This window comes from Phenylobacterium sp. J426 (assembly GCF_024699945.1).
Lineage (GTDB): Bacteria > Pseudomonadota > Alphaproteobacteria > Caulobacterales > Caulobacteraceae > Phenylobacterium.
The window spans coordinates 717397-731466 of the sequence record NZ_JAJOMY010000001.1 but is presented as its reverse complement, the minus strand read 5'-3'; the positions used below and the strand labels follow the sequence as shown (position 1 = coordinate 731466).

At 70.2% G+C, this 14070-nt stretch carries 14 protein-coding genes and 2 pseudogenes; 8 read left to right on the top strand and 8 right to left on the bottom strand.

Annotated features, from left to right (window positions below; genetic code table 11):
• Positions 1-98 precede the first annotated feature (98 nt).
• Positions 99-452: pseudogene (locus tag LRS10_RS24885) on the bottom strand (glycosyltransferase); the annotation flags it as partial.
• 728 nt (positions 453-1180) lie between these two features.
• Here LRS10_RS24885 and LRS10_RS03810 point away from each other — a divergent pair.
• Complete coding sequence (locus tag LRS10_RS03810) at positions 1181-1984, top strand: sialate O-acetylesterase (protein ID WP_257836089.1); 804 nt, start codon at positions 1181-1183, stop codon at positions 1982-1984.
• Here the strand turns inward: LRS10_RS03810 and LRS10_RS03805 are convergent.
• Entirely contained in the window at positions 1981-3837 is a 1857-nt protein-coding gene (locus LRS10_RS03805) for a hypothetical protein (RefSeq protein ID WP_257836088.1), read from the bottom strand. The genes LRS10_RS03810 and LRS10_RS03805 overlap by 4 nt on opposite strands.
• A gap of 27 nt (positions 3838-3864) precedes the next feature.
• The gene (locus LRS10_RS03800) at positions 3865-4872 is read right to left on the bottom strand and encodes a hypothetical protein (protein ID WP_257836087.1); all 1008 of its coding nucleotides are present in this window, start codon (positions 4870-4872) and stop codon (positions 3865-3867) included.
• A 4-nt stretch (positions 4873-4876) separates the two neighbouring features.
• Between LRS10_RS03800 and LRS10_RS03795 the strand changes: the two genes are divergently transcribed.
• The 5 genes from LRS10_RS03795 to LRS10_RS03775 are packed head-to-tail and all read left to right on the top strand — an operon-like array spanning position 4877 to position 9198.
• Positions 4877-5443, top strand: coding sequence for a sugar phosphate nucleotidyltransferase (locus LRS10_RS03795; RefSeq protein ID WP_257836086.1), 567 nt, complete (start codon positions 4877-4879; stop codon positions 5441-5443).
• Complete coding sequence (gene rfbG, locus LRS10_RS03790; RefSeq protein ID WP_257836085.1) at positions 5431-6492, top strand: CDP-glucose 4,6-dehydratase; 1062 nt, start codon at positions 5431-5433, stop codon at positions 6490-6492. The genes LRS10_RS03795 and rfbG overlap by 13 nt, the downstream gene beginning before the upstream one ends.
• Positions 6489-7727, top strand: coding sequence for a class I SAM-dependent methyltransferase (locus LRS10_RS03785; protein WP_257836084.1), 1239 nt, complete (start codon positions 6489-6491; stop codon positions 7725-7727). The genes rfbG and LRS10_RS03785 overlap by 4 nt, the downstream gene beginning before the upstream one ends.
• Entirely contained in the window at positions 7727-8257 is a 531-nt protein-coding gene (locus LRS10_RS03780) for a dTDP-4-dehydrorhamnose 3,5-epimerase family protein (RefSeq protein WP_257836083.1), read from the top strand. The genes LRS10_RS03785 and LRS10_RS03780 overlap by 1 nt, the downstream gene beginning before the upstream one ends.
• Positions 8254-9198: an NAD-dependent epimerase/dehydratase family protein gene (locus tag LRS10_RS03775; RefSeq protein ID WP_257836082.1), complete on the top strand. Its 945-nt coding sequence runs from the start codon at positions 8254-8256 to the stop codon at positions 9196-9198. The genes LRS10_RS03780 and LRS10_RS03775 overlap by 4 nt, the downstream gene beginning before the upstream one ends.
• On the opposite strand, the gene LRS10_RS03770 is transcribed toward LRS10_RS03775, so the two are convergent.
• The 5 genes and pseudogenes from LRS10_RS03770 to LRS10_RS03755 form a co-directional block, all read right to left on the bottom strand.
• Positions 9195-10580, bottom strand: a complete 1386-nt coding sequence (locus LRS10_RS03770; protein WP_257836081.1) for a hypothetical protein — start codon at positions 10578-10580, stop codon at positions 9195-9197. The genes LRS10_RS03775 and LRS10_RS03770 overlap by 4 nt on opposite strands.
• Positions 10581-10878: 298 nt before the next feature.
• Positions 10879-11265 (bottom strand): annotated as a pseudogene (locus tag LRS10_RS24880) (tetratricopeptide repeat protein); the annotation flags it as partial.
• Positions 11202-11480, bottom strand: coding sequence for a tetratricopeptide repeat protein (locus LRS10_RS03765; RefSeq protein WP_257836080.1), 279 nt, complete (start codon positions 11478-11480; stop codon positions 11202-11204). The pseudogene LRS10_RS24880 and the gene LRS10_RS03765, both read right to left, overlap by 64 nt.
• A gap of 82 nt (positions 11481-11562) precedes the next feature.
• Positions 11563-11853, bottom strand: coding sequence for a SemiSWEET family sugar transporter (locus LRS10_RS03760; protein ID WP_257836079.1), 291 nt, complete (start codon positions 11851-11853; stop codon positions 11563-11565).
• Positions 11854-11859: 6 nt separating this feature from the next.
• A complete protein-coding gene (locus LRS10_RS03755; RefSeq protein WP_257836078.1) occupies positions 11860-12498 on the bottom strand; it encodes a sensor histidine kinase in 639 nt (212 codons plus the stop codon).
• 115 nt (positions 12499-12613) lie between these two features.
• On the opposite strand from LRS10_RS03755, the gene LRS10_RS03750 reads away from it, so the two are divergent.
• Together LRS10_RS03750 and LRS10_RS24250 are read left to right on the top strand one after the other, a co-directional pair.
• Positions 12614-13654: a histidine kinase dimerization/phospho-acceptor domain-containing protein gene (locus tag LRS10_RS03750; RefSeq protein ID WP_308237905.1), complete on the top strand. Its 1041-nt coding sequence runs from the start codon at positions 12614-12616 to the stop codon at positions 13652-13654.
• Positions 13651-14040 carry an ATP-binding protein gene (locus LRS10_RS24250; protein WP_308237904.1) on the top strand — a complete coding sequence of 130 codons (390 nt, stop codon included), beginning with the start codon at positions 13651-13653 and terminating at the stop codon, positions 14038-14040. The genes LRS10_RS03750 and LRS10_RS24250 overlap by 4 nt, the downstream gene beginning before the upstream one ends.
• Positions 14041-14070: the final 30 nt, after the last annotated feature.

Sequence of the window (14070 nt, the reverse complement as noted above, 5' to 3'; positions counted from 1 at the left end):
CGGCCTCGAAGGCGCGGCCGATGGCGGGGCCGGGCGCCGGCGGCCGGGGCGTAGGTGGTGATGCAGAAGCCGTCCTGGCCGTCGCGCACCGTGTCGCGGTAGCCGTCCCAATCGCTGACCACGACCGGCAGGCCGGCGGCCATCGCTTCCAGCGGGGTGATGCCGAAGGTTTCCTGGATGTTGTCGGAGATGGAGATGAACAGGTCGGCGGCGGCCCAGCCGGCGCGGTAGCGGGCGAAGTCCTTGCCGTCGATGAATATCGTTCGCACGCTGGGGCAGTAGCGGGCGGCTCCGTCGGCATATGCCTGGGCCGTCTGCGGATTGGAGGCTTGGCCGGCAAGGGCAAGGACGATCTTGTTCCCTGTGGCCCGGGCCGCGGCTTCGAGGCCCTCGAACATCTGGAAGGGGTGTGCCTTGGCGTGAAACACGAGCCGGCCGGCCGAGAGGGCCATGACCTCGTCGTCCGCGATCCCGAGCTCCCGACGCGCCGCGACGCGCTCACCCGGACCGAAGTCGAAATCCGCGACATGCACCCCCAGCGGGATCACCGGCAGCTGCGGACGCTGTGGGCGCACCGTGGTCCCCACGCGCCACGACAGGTATTCCTCGCCCGCAACGATCGCGCCCTCCAGGACCGCGACGGCCGCCCGTGAGGTGCAAATCAGCGCATCCCACGGCGCCAGGGCCTCGACAGGATAGTCGCTGAAGGCGGCCATGGGCCGGCCCGACAGCGTGTGGGTGACGCCGCAGAGGCTGTAGCGGCCGACGCCGGCGCGCAGGCGGAAGTCCGCCTGAGGACCGAGATCGCCGTCCGGGCGGAAGAGCACGCCGCGTTCGGCCATGGCCCGCAGGTCCTCGCGCCGAATCCATTCGGTTCGTCCGTTCGGATCGAGCTCCCGGACGGTTTCGCGGAAGCTCTGCGACGCATCGCCGAACGGCGAATAGCCCCAGATCGGCCTGCCCGCGTGGGCGGCCACGACCGCGCGCAGGAAACCGTTGCCGGCGGCCTGGCGGCCCATCAGCTTGCCCCGGTCCAGCCGGTATCCGTCGGGTTCGAAGAGGATCGCCGCGTCCATGGGCGGCGACTAGCATGACCCTGCCACGTCGCCCAAGCGGCGGGGCTTCATTGCGATCCGCGGCCGCATCCTTTACGGGCGACAGCGGAGTTTGGGGGCGAGCGGTGATCGAGAAGATGATCCGAACGCGTCGCCTTGCCGTGACGGCCCTGGCGCTGCTGGCGCTGGGATGCGCCGGGCGGCCGGAGGCGGACCTCGTGGTGATCGCGGGCCAGTCCAATGCTCTGGGCTACGGGCTATCGGGGGCGGACCTTCCCGCGGAGTTCCGCGAGCGGGATCCGCAGGCGATGATCTGGCGCGACAGCCGGTTCCAGGTCCTGGAGCCCGGACGCAACACGGGCTCTCCGAACCGGCCGGGGGCATGGGGGCCGGAGGCCGGGTTCGCGCGGACCTGGCGCGCGGCGCGGCCCGATCGACCTCTCTATCTCGTGAAGCTGGCGCGCGGCTCGACGTCGCTGGCCCCGAGCGAGGGTCTCGACTGGTCGCCCGCTTCGAAGGAGCTCTTCGCCGAGACCAGCGCAGAGGTGCAGGCGGCGAAGGCGGCGCTGGCGGCGAGGGGGCTTCAGCCCCGCATCGCCGCGGTGGTCTGGATCCAGGGCGAAGCCGACGCGATGGACGCCTCCGCCGCGCGCGCCTACCGGGCCAACCTTACTGCGCTTATCAAGGCGATGCGGCAAGGCTGGCGCGAGCCTGCGGCGCCGGTGGTCCTGGCGCGGATCCCCGACTTCGGAGCCCATGCGAGCGAGGTGCGCGCCGCCCAGGCCGCGGTGGACAACGCCGACACGCTGACCTTCTCCGTCGACGCACAGGGCCTCCCCATGCAGGCCGACGGCCTGCACATAGCCGCGGCGGGGCAGGTCCGCCTGGGCCAGGCTTTGGCCGAGGCCGTCCTGCCGATGATCCGCTAGAGCGCGCCCGAGGACGCCCGCCAGTCCGCCGGCCGGATCACCCGCCGGTCGCGCGCCACGACCTCATCGTGGTGCAGGTACGCCCACCAGACGGCGTCGATCACCTCGCGCCGCAAGGGGGTGGAGCCGTCGCCGAACAGCACCTGGTCGATCTGCAGGCCGAGCGCCTGCTGCGAGAGCTGCACCCGCAACGCGTCGTCCTCGATCACCTTCAGGGCGGCCGCCACGTACTCGTCCTCCGTCGTCGCGACGAGCCAATCGGGCATGCCGAGCCGCCGCAGCAGCATGGAATCGGTGCGTCCGTGCGGCTCGGGGCATTCCAGCGCCACCACCGGCAGCCCCTGGCGAAGCGAATCGACGACGCTGTGCAAGCCGCCGAAGGGGAACGGGCTGAGGTTCAGGTCGCAGGCCGACAGCAGGCGTAGATAGTCGGCGTAGTGCAGGCGGCCGTGGACTGTGGCCCCGGGCAGGGCGGTGTCGACGACACGGCGGATGGCGAGATGCTCGGACCCGCCGACGTTCGGGAACAGATGGAAGTCCAGCTCGCGCGCGGCGCGCTCGCGGATGGTCCGCAGGACCGCAAAGAAGTGCGGGTTCAGCTTCAGCAGGTTGCTGGGCAGGGCGACGCGCAGCGGCCTCGCCGTCTCGCGGATTTCCGGCGGTACGGGCGCGTAGGAGGGGGAACGCTCGAAGACCAGGGCCTCGTCCGGCAGCAGGAGCAGCCGCTCGCCGAACAGCGACGGGTCGGACACATAGCCCTCTTCTGTCAGGTAGTAGTCGACGTTCGGGCAGAACGTCGAGGCCGAGTGGCCCAGGGCCGTCATCTGGATCGGCGCGAACCGCAGGTTGGCGAGCAGCGGCCCCCAGTGGCGCATTCCGACGCTGGGCCAGAAGACGATGTCGGGCCGGGTGTCGGTAAGGAGCCGGGCGATCTCGCTGAGGTGCTCGCCGCGTCCGCCGCGCTTGAAAGCATGGACCTCGTCGTAGAGGCCGCGGACGGCGTCGTCGACCTCAGTCTCCTCGGTGATCAGCACCATCTCGAACCGCTGGCGCAGCTGGCGCAGGTACTGTCCGAAGTAGCGGTACTGCACATGGTTCGAGTGCATGATCTCGGCCGCCACGACCATGCGCGGTCGATCCTTGATCTCGCGCTGCGCTGGCAGCTGGGGTTCGACGATGCCGATCTGCCGGGCGAGCTCCACGAGGGTGCGGTTGAGCGGGGCCTTGATCTGGTGCTTGCGTGGATGGCTGGCGTAGCTGGACAGCATCCAAGCGACGCTCAGCGCGGTGAGCTGGCTGAGGGTCGCCGGCAGGGGCGCAGGGCGCAGGGCGTCGGCGCGGGCGACGAAGGCCTCCCGGCGCGCCGCGCCGAGCTCGGACACCACCGGCTTCGTGGCGACGAAGGAAATGTAGGCGACCTGGGCGAGGTCGCTGCGCAGGGCCAGCACGTCGTCGGGTCCGAACTGCACATCGGAGTCGAGGGTGACGAGCAGCATCGCACGCGCAAGCCGCGCCGGCTCGACCGCGCGGGCGGCCGGTGTCCCGCCCCGCGGCTGGAAGCCCATGGCGCGTAGAACGTGGTCGAAGCTGCGGACCGGGCTCGCCCGCACCAGGTTCTCCAGCTCCTGGCGGTAGACGAGAGCTTCCATGATCTCGTCGGGCGTGACGGTCAGCTCGGGATCGGCGACGATCTGGCCGATGGCGGCGGCGAACCGCCCGGCGAAGGCGGGATGCTCGACCCGCTGGGTCGCGGCGCGGTTGACGAGGGCGCGAAGGGCGGCCAGCAGCCTGGCCCACCGATCCGGCGTCCGGTTGAGCGCCGCGTGTTCCAGGCCGGCGAGGTCGATCTGCATGCTGTTCCCTGAGATCCGCCACGCCGTTTAGCGGTCGGCGACCGCGAGTCCAAGCCGACCCGCGGAGCATCGGCCGGCCGAGGACGTGGCGTTCGGCGCGCGGTGGTGTAGGGAGCTTTCATGGGGTCTCGGCTTTCCATCTATCACCCGTCCGGACAGGTCAGCCTGGGCGCCAATCCGTTCGGCAAGGATGTGGCCAACCTCCAGCTCTTCCAGGCGCTGGCGCGGCACGGGGATTTCGAACAGGTGGACATCCTGTCGGCCCGGCAGCCGTCCGAAGCCGAACTGCGAGATCTGGGCGGCGAGGGCAACGCGACCCGGCTGGGCTGGGCCCCGCTGCTGGGGACAGGCGCGCCCTCGGCGTCGGGCGCGCTTCTGCGGGGCCAACCCTACATCAGCGAACTGGCGTGGCTGCGCCGGCGGGGCGGCGGCGACCGGGCCTACAGCCTCCTGGGCCTGGCTCACACCCTGGCGCCGCCGGCGGTTCGCGAGATGATCGCCGCGAGCCTGATGGCTCCGACCCATCCGTGGGATGCGGTCATCTGCACCTCGCCCAGCGTCCAGGACGGACTGGCGCGGATGTTCGCCGACCTGGGCGAGCACCTGGCCGAACGGACGCGTGGCGCTCCGCCGCCGCAGCCCGCCTTGCCGATCATCCCGCTGGGCGTCGACGGCGAGGCCTTCCGTGCGACGGCGGATCGGCCCCAGGCGCGTGCGGCGCTGCGGCAGGAGCTTGGCCTTGCCGACGAGGACGTACTGGTTCTCTGGGTCGGGCGGCTGTCGTTCTTCGAAAAGGCGTTCCCGCAGCCGATGTTCAAGGCGGTGCGGCGGGCCCAGGAGGCGACCGGCGCCAAGGTGGTGTTCGCCCTTGCCGGCTGGTTTCCGGACGCAGCCGACCGCGACCGCTACGCCGAAGCGGCCCGGGCGCACGCGGGCGATGTCGAGGTTCGTTTCGAGGACGGCAACGATCGCGAACGGTTGGGCCGACTGTGGGCAGGATCCGACATCTTCCTGTCGCTCGTCGTACTTCGCCAACTACGTGCTCCACAGCGCCGACCTGACGGTCGACCTCGACAGAGGATCGATCGAGTACCACGCGACGAACCACGAGCCGTGGCGGGTCACCCTGGTGGAGACGGGCGCGGAGACCATGACCGGCGGACGCCTGAAGCGGGTGGCCAAATATCTCGATCCCGGCGAGCCGTTCTTCTTCACCTACGGCGACGGCGTGTCCGATGTGGACCCGCGCGCCCTGGCCGATTTCCACCGCAGCCATGGCAAGGCGGCCACCATCACGGCGGTCGCGCCGCCTGGCCGATACGGGGCGCTCGAACTGTCCGAAGGCCGGGTCCAGCGGTTCACCGAGAAGCCGCCGGGCGACAACGGGCTCATCAACGGCGGCTTCTTCGTGCTGCAGCCGGAGGTGATCGATCGTATCGACGGGGACGCCACCTCCTGGGAGGCGGCGCCCCTCGAAGGCCTCGCGAGAGACGGCGAACTGATGGCCTACCGGCACGATGGCTTCTGGGCGGCGATGGACACCCTGCGCGACAAGAACCACCTCGAGGCCCTCTGGGCGTCTGGGGAGGCGCCGTGGCGGCGGTGAATTCCGACTTCTGGGCCGGCAAGCGGGTCCTGCTCACCGGCCATACCGGCTTCAAGGGCGCCTGGGCTTCGATCTGGCTGGCCCGGATGGGCGCTCAGGTCACGGGTCTCGCCCTGCCGCCGGACCAATCCCCCAGCCTGTTCCAGTTGGCCGGCGTCCACGAACTGATCGAGTCGCGCTTCGTCGACCTGAGGAACCCTCACGCGGTGTCGGCGGCGGTCAGCGGCCGCACCTTCGACCTCGTGCTCCACATGGCCGCCCAGGCCATCGTGCGCACCTCGATCGAGGATCCGGTCGGCGCGTTCTCGGCCAATGTGATGGGCACGGCTCACCTGCTGCAGGCGCTGCGGGATCAGCCCGAGCTGAAGGCCGTCCTGGTGGTCACCTCGGACAAGGTCTACGCCAATGCAGAGACCGGGCGCGCCTTCCAGGAAGCGGATCCGCTGGGCGGCAAGGACCCCTATTCGGCGTCCAAGGCGGCGACGGAGATCGTGGTCCAGAGCTTCGCCCGGACCTACTTCGACGCCTGGGGCGTGCCTGTGGGCACTGCCCGCGGCGGCAACGTCATCGGCGGCGGCGACTACTCTCGCGACCGCCTGACGGCCGACATCGTTCGGGCGGCCCAGGCGGGCGAGGCCGTCGTGCTGCGCCACCCGGAGGCCACGCGACCCTGGCAGCACGTGCTCGATTGCCTGGCGGGATACTTCCGACACCTCGAGTCCCTGGCCAGCGATCCCGACACCCCGCGTGCGCTCAACTTCGGCCCGCGTCCCGGCGGCCCGTCGGTGAGCGTGGGCGAACTCGCGACGCTCGGCGTCGAGGCGCTGGGCGGGCAACCGTGGCGGCACGAACGGGACCCGAACTCGATCGAGGCGAAGTCGCTGGCCATCGACGCCACCCTGGCGCGCGAGGCGCTTGGCTTCGAAAGCCGGCTGGAGGCGCCAGAGGCGGTGACGCTCACCATGGAGTGGTACCGGCGCCAGGGCGAAGGGATCGCCGCCCGCGCCTTGTGCGAGGAGCAGATCGCGGCCTACGAAGGCCGGCCATGAGTCCGCCCGCCTGCCGCTTCTGCCGCGCCCCGCTCACCCAGACCTTCCTCGACCTGGGCGATCAGCCCCTGGCGAACAGCAACCTGACGCTCGAGCAACTGCAGGCGGGGGCCGAGAAGACCTATCCGCTGCACACCCGCGTCTGCGGCCAGTGCTTCCTCGTGCAGGCCGACGACGTCGTTCCCGCCGAGGACATCTTCGACGCCGACTATGCCTACTTCTCGTCGTACTCCGCCGGCTGGGTGGAGCACGCGCGCCGCTACGCCACGGCGATGGCCGAGCGCTTCGACCTGGGACCGGAGTCGCTGGTCATCGAAGTGGCCAGCAACGACGGTTACCTGCTGCAGCACTTCGTTGGCATGGATATCCCGGTGCTCGGCATCGAGCCGACGGCCAACACCGCGGAAGCCGCCCGGGCGAGGGGCGTCCGGACCGAAACCGTCTTCTTCAACGAGCAGACGGCGATGCAGCTCGCCGCCCGCGGCGACCGGGCCGACCTGGTCGCGGCCAACAACGTCCTGGCGCACGTACCCGACATCAACGGCTTCGTGGCCGGCTTCCGTCACGTGCTGAAGCCCGAGGGCGTGCTGACCTTCGAGTTCCCGCACCTCCTGAACCTGATCGACCAGGTCCAGTTTGACACCATCTACCACGAGCATTTCAGCTATCTCTCGCTGCTGGCGGTGGAGCAGGTGCTGGCCGCCCACAGCCTGATGGCCTTCGACGTGGAGCGGCTGCCGACCCATGGCGGCTCCCTGCGCCTCTACTGCGCGCTCAGGTCCTCGGGCCATGCCGAAACCGAGGCGTTGCGTCAGCTCCGCGCCGACGAAACGGCGGCGGGCCTCGACCGGATCGAGACCTATGCGGACTTCACGCCGCGGGTGGAGGCGGTGCGCGCAAGCTTCCAGGCGTTCCTCGCCGAGGCCAAGGACGACGGTCGCGAGATCGCCGCCTACGGCGCAGCGGCGAAAGGCAACACCTTCCTCAACTATTGCGGCGCCACCGCCGACGACATCGTCTGCGCCTTCGACGCCAATCCCGCGAAACAGGGCCGCTACCTGCCGGGCAGCCATGCGCCCATCCTGCCGCCTGAGAAGGTGGCGGAGGTCCGCCCCGACTACGTCCTCATCCTGCCGTGGAACCTGAAGGACGAGATCATGGGCCAGCTGGCCTACATCCGTGAGTGGGGCGGTCGCTTCGTGGTGGCCTCGCCGGCGACCCGGGTACTGGACTGATGAGGGTCCTGCCCACGGCCATCGCCGGGGTGATGCGCGTCGAAGCGGAGCCGCGGACGGATGAGCGCGGCGGCTTTGCGCGCCTTCACTGTCCGGAGGAAATGGCCGCCGCCGGCGCGCCGTTCGCGCCCGCACAGACCAGTCTCTCGCGCAACCCGCACCGCCTGACGCTGCGGGGCATGCACTACCAGCCCGCGCCCCATGGCGAGACGAAGCTGGTGCGCGCGGTTCGGGGACGGGTCTTCGACGTGGCGGTCGACCTGCGGGCGGACAGCCCGACGCACCGCCAATGGGTCGCCGCCGAGCTCTCCGCCGAAGCCATGAACGCCCTGCTCATCCCCGAGGGGGTGGCCCACGGTTTCCTGACGCTGGAGCCGGACACCGACGTCCTGTATCAGATCAGCCCCGCCTATCGGCCCGGCCATGAAGCCGGCGTGCGCTTCGACGACCCCGCCTTCGAGATCGCCTGGCCTGCGTCGCCGCTGCTGGTCTCGGAGCGCGACCGCACCTATCCGGATTATCCCGCGTGACAACCGTCCTCCTCACCGGCGCCAGCTCCTTCACCGGCCTCTGGATGGCCGACGCTCTGGCCGGTGAGGGCTGGCATGTGGTGGCCCCGGTGCTCCGCGCGCGCGGCGATTACGCAGGGATCCGGGCGGAACGGGTGAGGACGCTGGAAGATGTCGCCGAGGTCGTCTTCGAGGCCCCAGTGGGCTCGCCGGCCTTCCTCGACCTCGTCGGCGCGAAGCGGCCGGACCTCCTTGCCCATCACGCCGCCGACATCCCAGGCTATCGCCTGCCCGACTACGACGTGGAGGCGGGGGTCGCCCGGAACATGGCGGGCATCCCGGAGACCATCGCCGCCTTCGCGTCTGCGGGCGGCCGGGCCGTGCTGGCGACCGGCACCTACTTCGAGGCCGGAGAAGGCGGCGGCGACGAGGCGGCGAGCCCGTATGGGCTCTCCAAGTCGCTGACCAACGCGGCGCAGCGGGATCTCGCGCGGAACGCGGGCTTGGCGTTCGGCAAGTTCGTCATCCCGGCGCCGTTCGGACCCTGGGAGGAGGGGCGTCTGGTCTGGTCTCTGTTCCAGGCCTGGACGCAGGGACGGGCGGCCGAGATCCGCACGCCCGAATACGTCCGCGATCATCTACCGGCGCCATATCTGGCCCTCGCCTACGCCTGGGCCGCGGCGCGGCTTCGCGAGGATGGCGGCGAGCAGACCTTCCGCCCGTCGGGCTACGTGGAACGGGTGGGCGATTTCGCGACGCGCGTGGCCGGCGAAGTCCGCGCCCGCACGGCTATGGCCTGCGACCTCGTCGAGCACGTGCAGACGGCGTTTCCGGAGCCTCGACGCCGGGCGAACGCCGAGCCGCTCCTGGACGACGCCGAAGAGGCGCCCTTCTGGGACATCTATGTCGACTACTACGACCAGGTTCAGACCAGCGGTCTGCTGCAGGCGACGGCCGCTTAGGCGCTGCGGCGGCTGATCTCGGCGGCCGCGGCCTCGAAGAAGTCCTCCGCCCAGTCTTTGGTGCGGCCCAGCGGGCTGTCCTGCATGCGCGCCCGCATCCCGCGGCGCAGCTCGCCGATTCGGGCCGGATCGGCGGCGAGGGCGACGGCGATGTCCTCGTACTCCTGCACCGTCCGGCCGCAGAACTCGCCGAGGCCCAGGTTCGTCAGCACCGAGTAGCTCAGCCGTTCGTACAGCGCCTCGCCCACCAGCGTGACCACCGGCGCACCCATCCACAGCGACTCGCAGGTCGTCGTACCGCCGGTCTGTGGGAAGGTGTCCAGCGACATGTCGATCTGGTTGTAGAAGGGCAGGTGCTTGCCGCGGACCGGTTCGAACAGAATGCGTTCCGCCTCGACACCTTCGGCCACGAACGCCGCCGTCATGTGCGCGCGGAAGCTCGGCGAGCCACCCTCCGGACGGATGAAGAGGAAGCGGGAGTTCGGCGTGCGGGCCATGATCCGCGCCCACGCCGCCAGCAATTCCGGGCCATACTTGTATGGATTGTTGGCGGTGCCGAAGGTGACATAGCCGTTCCGCTCGGCCGGAGCTTGAGGCTCTAAGGCGGGCTCTGCGCGGTAGATGTCCGGCGCCAGGCTGTACCAGCAGTGCGGCAGCATGAGCGGCTGCTCGACCAGCAGCGCCGGATCCTCCGGTGTCATGAAGGGGTCGACGATCAGGCAATCGATGGTCGACAGGCCCACGGAGTGGGCGTAGCCCAGCCAGCTCGCGGACAGCGGCGCGGGCCTGTAGGCCATCACCTCGATCTTGTTCATATGGGTCGAGCCGCCGAGCTCGATCAGCATGTCGAGCTGATCGTCGGCGATCATCTGCGCGGCGTCACGATCCGAGATGTCCGGCCGCCAGCGGAAGGCGTCGACCATCGCGGCCATGCCCTGCTGCGCCTGATCCTCCGCGCCCTGCTTGTAGGAGTAGCAGTAGACCTCGAAGCGCTCGCGGTCGTAGTGCCGCAGCAGCGGGAGGGTGAACCAGCCGACGGGATGGGCGCGAAGGTCCGACGACATGAAGCCGATCCGAAGCTTCCTCCGGTCGGCTGGCCGCGGCGTCCGGGTGATCGGCGCCTGGGCGGCGATGCTCTCGATCTGCCGGCCCCAGGCGCGATGCGCTTCCACGAGATCGCGGCGGTCCTGGGCGGTCTTCACCCGCGACAGCAGGCTCATCAGCGGCGCATGCATGCCGGCGCCGACGAAAGCCCGGCTGAGCTCCTGGACCGGCCCGAGCTGGTCCAGGCGCTCGTAGTCGCCCACCCGCTGGAAGATCTCGGCGGCGATCTTTCGGTGACGGGCGTTCAGGTTGCGCAGCGCAGGGACGTCCCTGAGCACCTGGTAGGACTCTTCGATGTGCGCCGCCTCGTCGCCGTAGCGCGATCGCTGCAGACCCTCCGCGAGGCTGAACCGGGTGTCGATGTCGGCAGGCGCAAGGGCGGCGGCGCGCCGGAGGTGCTCGTTGGCCCGCGCGCGATCGACGTCCCCCCAGAAAGAGGCCGAGCTGCCGATGAGCCCAGGCGAGGTTCGGGGTCTTGGCCAGCTCCGCTTCCAACGCGGCGATGGCGGCGTCCTGTCCCGCCTTGCGGCGCAAGACGGAGATGCGGCCCTCACGGAACTTGTCGTTGTCCGGAAACAGCGCCGAGGCTCGCTCCAGCAGATCGCCGAGCTCGTCGTCGCGCCGCATGTCCATCAGCAGCCCGACGAGGTCGAGCCAGGCGTTGACGTTCTTGCGGTCCAGCAGGATCGCCTGGCGCAGACGCGCCAGGGCGGCGTCGTGCCGGCCCTGCCGGCGCAGGGCGCGCGCCAACAGGCGCTGATGCTCGCCGTTCTTGGGTTCGGCGCGGACGAGGCGGGTCAGCACGGGCTCCGCGGCCGCGGCGTCCTCCCGGTCCAGATGGATGTTCGCCAGATTCGTCAGGACGGCGATATTCGACGGCTGCAGCCTGAGCGCGGCCTTCAACGCCTCCAGCGCATCGTCCAGCCGCCCGAGGCGGCGCAGCAATACCCCCGCAGGTTCCACAGGTCGAAGGCGCGTGGATAGCGCTGCACAGCCAGTTCCGACCACCGTTCGGCGTCCGCGTAGCGCCCGGCGCGGTAGAGTTGCAGCGCCAGCGTCTGGTACACGCCCGCCGGCTGGTCGGGGGCCTCGGTGAGGACGGCGGACAGGAGTTCGACGGCCTCGGCCGGACGTCCGCCTTGCAGGGCCGCCTGGGCCGCCGCCAACCGTTCGCGCATCCGATCTCCTTGAAGCCACTGGGAAGCCACTGGCGGCGTCGCTCGCGCCGCGTTCGGACTTACGGCGCGCGCCAGCCGCTGGCTAGACCTGGCGCGCCTCTCCGGCGTGGCGGGAGAAGCGCCACTTCAGCGCCAGGATGGTTGCCGACATGATCAGGCAGACCGTGTTGGCGCCGGTCACCGGCCAGCTCTTGATGAGCACGCCATAGGCGATCCACAGGCTGAAGCCGGTGACGGTGACGACATACATCCGCAGGGAAACGGATGAGGCGTCGCGCTCGCGCCAGATCTTCAGGATCTGCGGCGCGAAGCTGGTCATCGAACACAGCGCCGCGCCGGTGCCCACGATGTTGGCGATCTGCGAACCTTCCATCCGTCCTCAAGGCTTGGGCTGACCTGCTGGGACGCTAACGGCGACCCGCAGCCCGGGTTGCGCGGCGGTCACCTCGAGCTTCGCCCGAAGCTGCTGGGCCAGCAGTTGCAGGATCATGCGGCCAAATCCCGGCGCCGCCCCGGCCTGACCCACGCCATCGTCGGACACCGCCAGATCGAAACCGTCCGGCGTGCGCCGAAGCGCGACGACGATCCGTCCGGCCCGCGCCCCGGGAAAGGCGTGTGTCAGCGCGTTGCCGAGCGCTTCGTTGAGAATGAGCGCGAGGGGCGCCGCGTCTGGCGCGGCCACGAACACCGGCTCCAGCTCCAGGGTGATCTCGATCCCCTCGCGCCCCGCAGCCGCGGCAAGATCGCCGGTCAGCTCCCGGACGAGGGCGGCGAGGTCGACCCGTTCCGAGCCGGTGTCGCGGCTGACATGGCGGTGGGCCGCGCTCACCGCCGTGATCCGCTGCTGGACGGATTTCAGCGCCCGCTTCGCACCGTCGTCGGTGGCGCGACGTCCGTGCAGCATCACGAGCGAGGAGATGAGCTGGAGGTTGTTCTTGACCCGATGGTCGGCTTCCCGCTGAAGCTCGGCCTGTGCGGCGAGCGCCTGCCGGAGGCTGTCGATCTCATCGGCGGACATGGGAAACCTCCAGGCGGTTGCGCCACAGCATGCGCTGAAACGCATGACGGCGGCAGTTGTCACGGCCGTGACACACGCTTCGCCATGCTGGACAGTCTGTCGACGGAGATTCGCCTTGAGCCTGCCGCAGCCGCCACAGCCGACGGCGCTCCGCCGGAGCGAAGCGCCGCTGTGGCCGACGCTGGCGGCGGGCGCAGCCGGCCTCGCCGCGGTCGCGGCGTTCGCGTTGCAGGGTGCGGTCGCGGGCGCCGGCGCGGTGGCGGCCATGGTCTTCGTCGCGGGCGTCACCGCCGTCGCGGTGATCGTCGCGGATCGGCGGGCCGAGGACGAACTGGATCCACTCATCCCAGTCGCGCCCGGCGCGGTGGCAGAGGCTCTCCCCTATGCCGCGCTGATCAACGTTCTGCCCGACCCGATCCTGGTGGTGTCCGGTCTCGAGCCCGACGATTTCACCGGCCGCAGGTACATCTTCGCGAACAGCGCCGCGCGGGAGCTGTTCCGGATCGAGGGGGTCGAGGGTCTGCTGGTCAGCCTGATCCGCGATCCGCAGCTGCTGGAGGCGGTCGACCAGGCGCTGTTTCACGCGCGGGACGCGGAGGCGGTCTACGAGACAGGCGGGGCCCAATCCCGCACCTTCCGCGCCTTCGCCAGGCCGATCGGCCTGGGCTTCGATGGGGCCCATCTGGCGCTGATGTCCCTGCGCGACGAGACCGAGCTTCGACAGGTCGAGCGCACGCGCGTCGACTTCCTGGCCAACGCCAGTCACGAGCTGCGCACGCCGCTGGCGTCCTTGTCCGGGTTCATCGAGACGCTTCGAGGTCACGCCAAGGGGGACGAGGGGGCACGGGATCGCTTCCTCGGCATCATGCAGGTCCAGGCCGAGCGGATGAACCGGCTGATCGACGATCTGATGTCTCTCAGCCGCATCGAACTCGCAGAGCACATCGCCCCGAGCGAGGAGGTCGACCTCGCCGATGTGGTGGCCGACGTCATCGATGCGGTGGGACCCATCGCCGCGGAGCGGGGCGTGAAACTCGACGTCACCCGACCGGCGGGCGGGCGGGCGCCGGTCGTCGGCGCCCGCGACCAGCTCGTGCAGGTGGTCCAGAATCTCGTCGACAATGCGCTGAAGTACTCGCCCGACGGGGGGCGGTGACGATCTCGGTGGAGGCCGGCCAGACGGCCGAGGCCGCCGCCGCCGCCGAGCGCGCCGACGCCCCACGCGTCTCTCTGCTGACGCCGGACCACACCGGCGAGACCTATGCGACCGTGCGGGTCCGCGACGCCGGCCCCGGCATCGCGCGCGAGTTCCTGCCGCGCCTGACGGAGCGCTTCTACCGTGTCGAAGGCCAGAAGAGCGGCGAACGGTCGGGCACCGGCCTGGGGCTCGCGATCGTCAAGCACATCGTCAATCGGCACCGCGGCGGCCTGCAGGTCGAAAGCGTGCGCGGCGAGGGCACGACCTTCAGCGTCTATCTGCCGGAGCCGGTCCACGCTGGCGTCGAGGCCGGCCTGCGTCGTAAAACTGTCATCGAAATGTAGCAAAGGGGCGTCGCGGCGCGGGCAACATCG

Excerpts from the sequence above, each read along its gene's own strand:
- LRS10_RS03805 (WP_257836088.1), bottom strand. The coding sequence starts at position 3,837 with ATGCAGATCGACCTCGCCGGCCTGGAACACGCGGCGCTCAACCGGACG.
- LRS10_RS03785 (WP_257836084.1), top strand. The coding sequence starts at position 6,489 with ATGAGTCCGCCCGCCTGCCGCTTCTGCCGCGCCCCGCTCACCCAGACC.
- LRS10_RS03780 (WP_257836083.1), top strand. The coding sequence starts at position 7,727 with ATGAGGGTCCTGCCCACGGCCATCGCCGGGGTGATGCGCGTCGAAGCG.
- LRS10_RS03765 (WP_257836080.1), bottom strand. The coding sequence starts at position 11,480 with ATGCGCGAACGGTTGGCGGCGGCCCAGGCGGCCCTGCAAGGCGGACGT.
- LRS10_RS03760 (WP_257836079.1), bottom strand. The coding sequence starts at position 11,853 with ATGGAAGGTTCGCAGATCGCCAACATCGTGGGCACCGGCGCGGCGCTG.
- LRS10_RS03755 (WP_257836078.1), bottom strand. The coding sequence starts at position 12,498 with ATGTCCGCCGATGAGATCGACAGCCTCCGGCAGGCGCTCGCCGCACAG.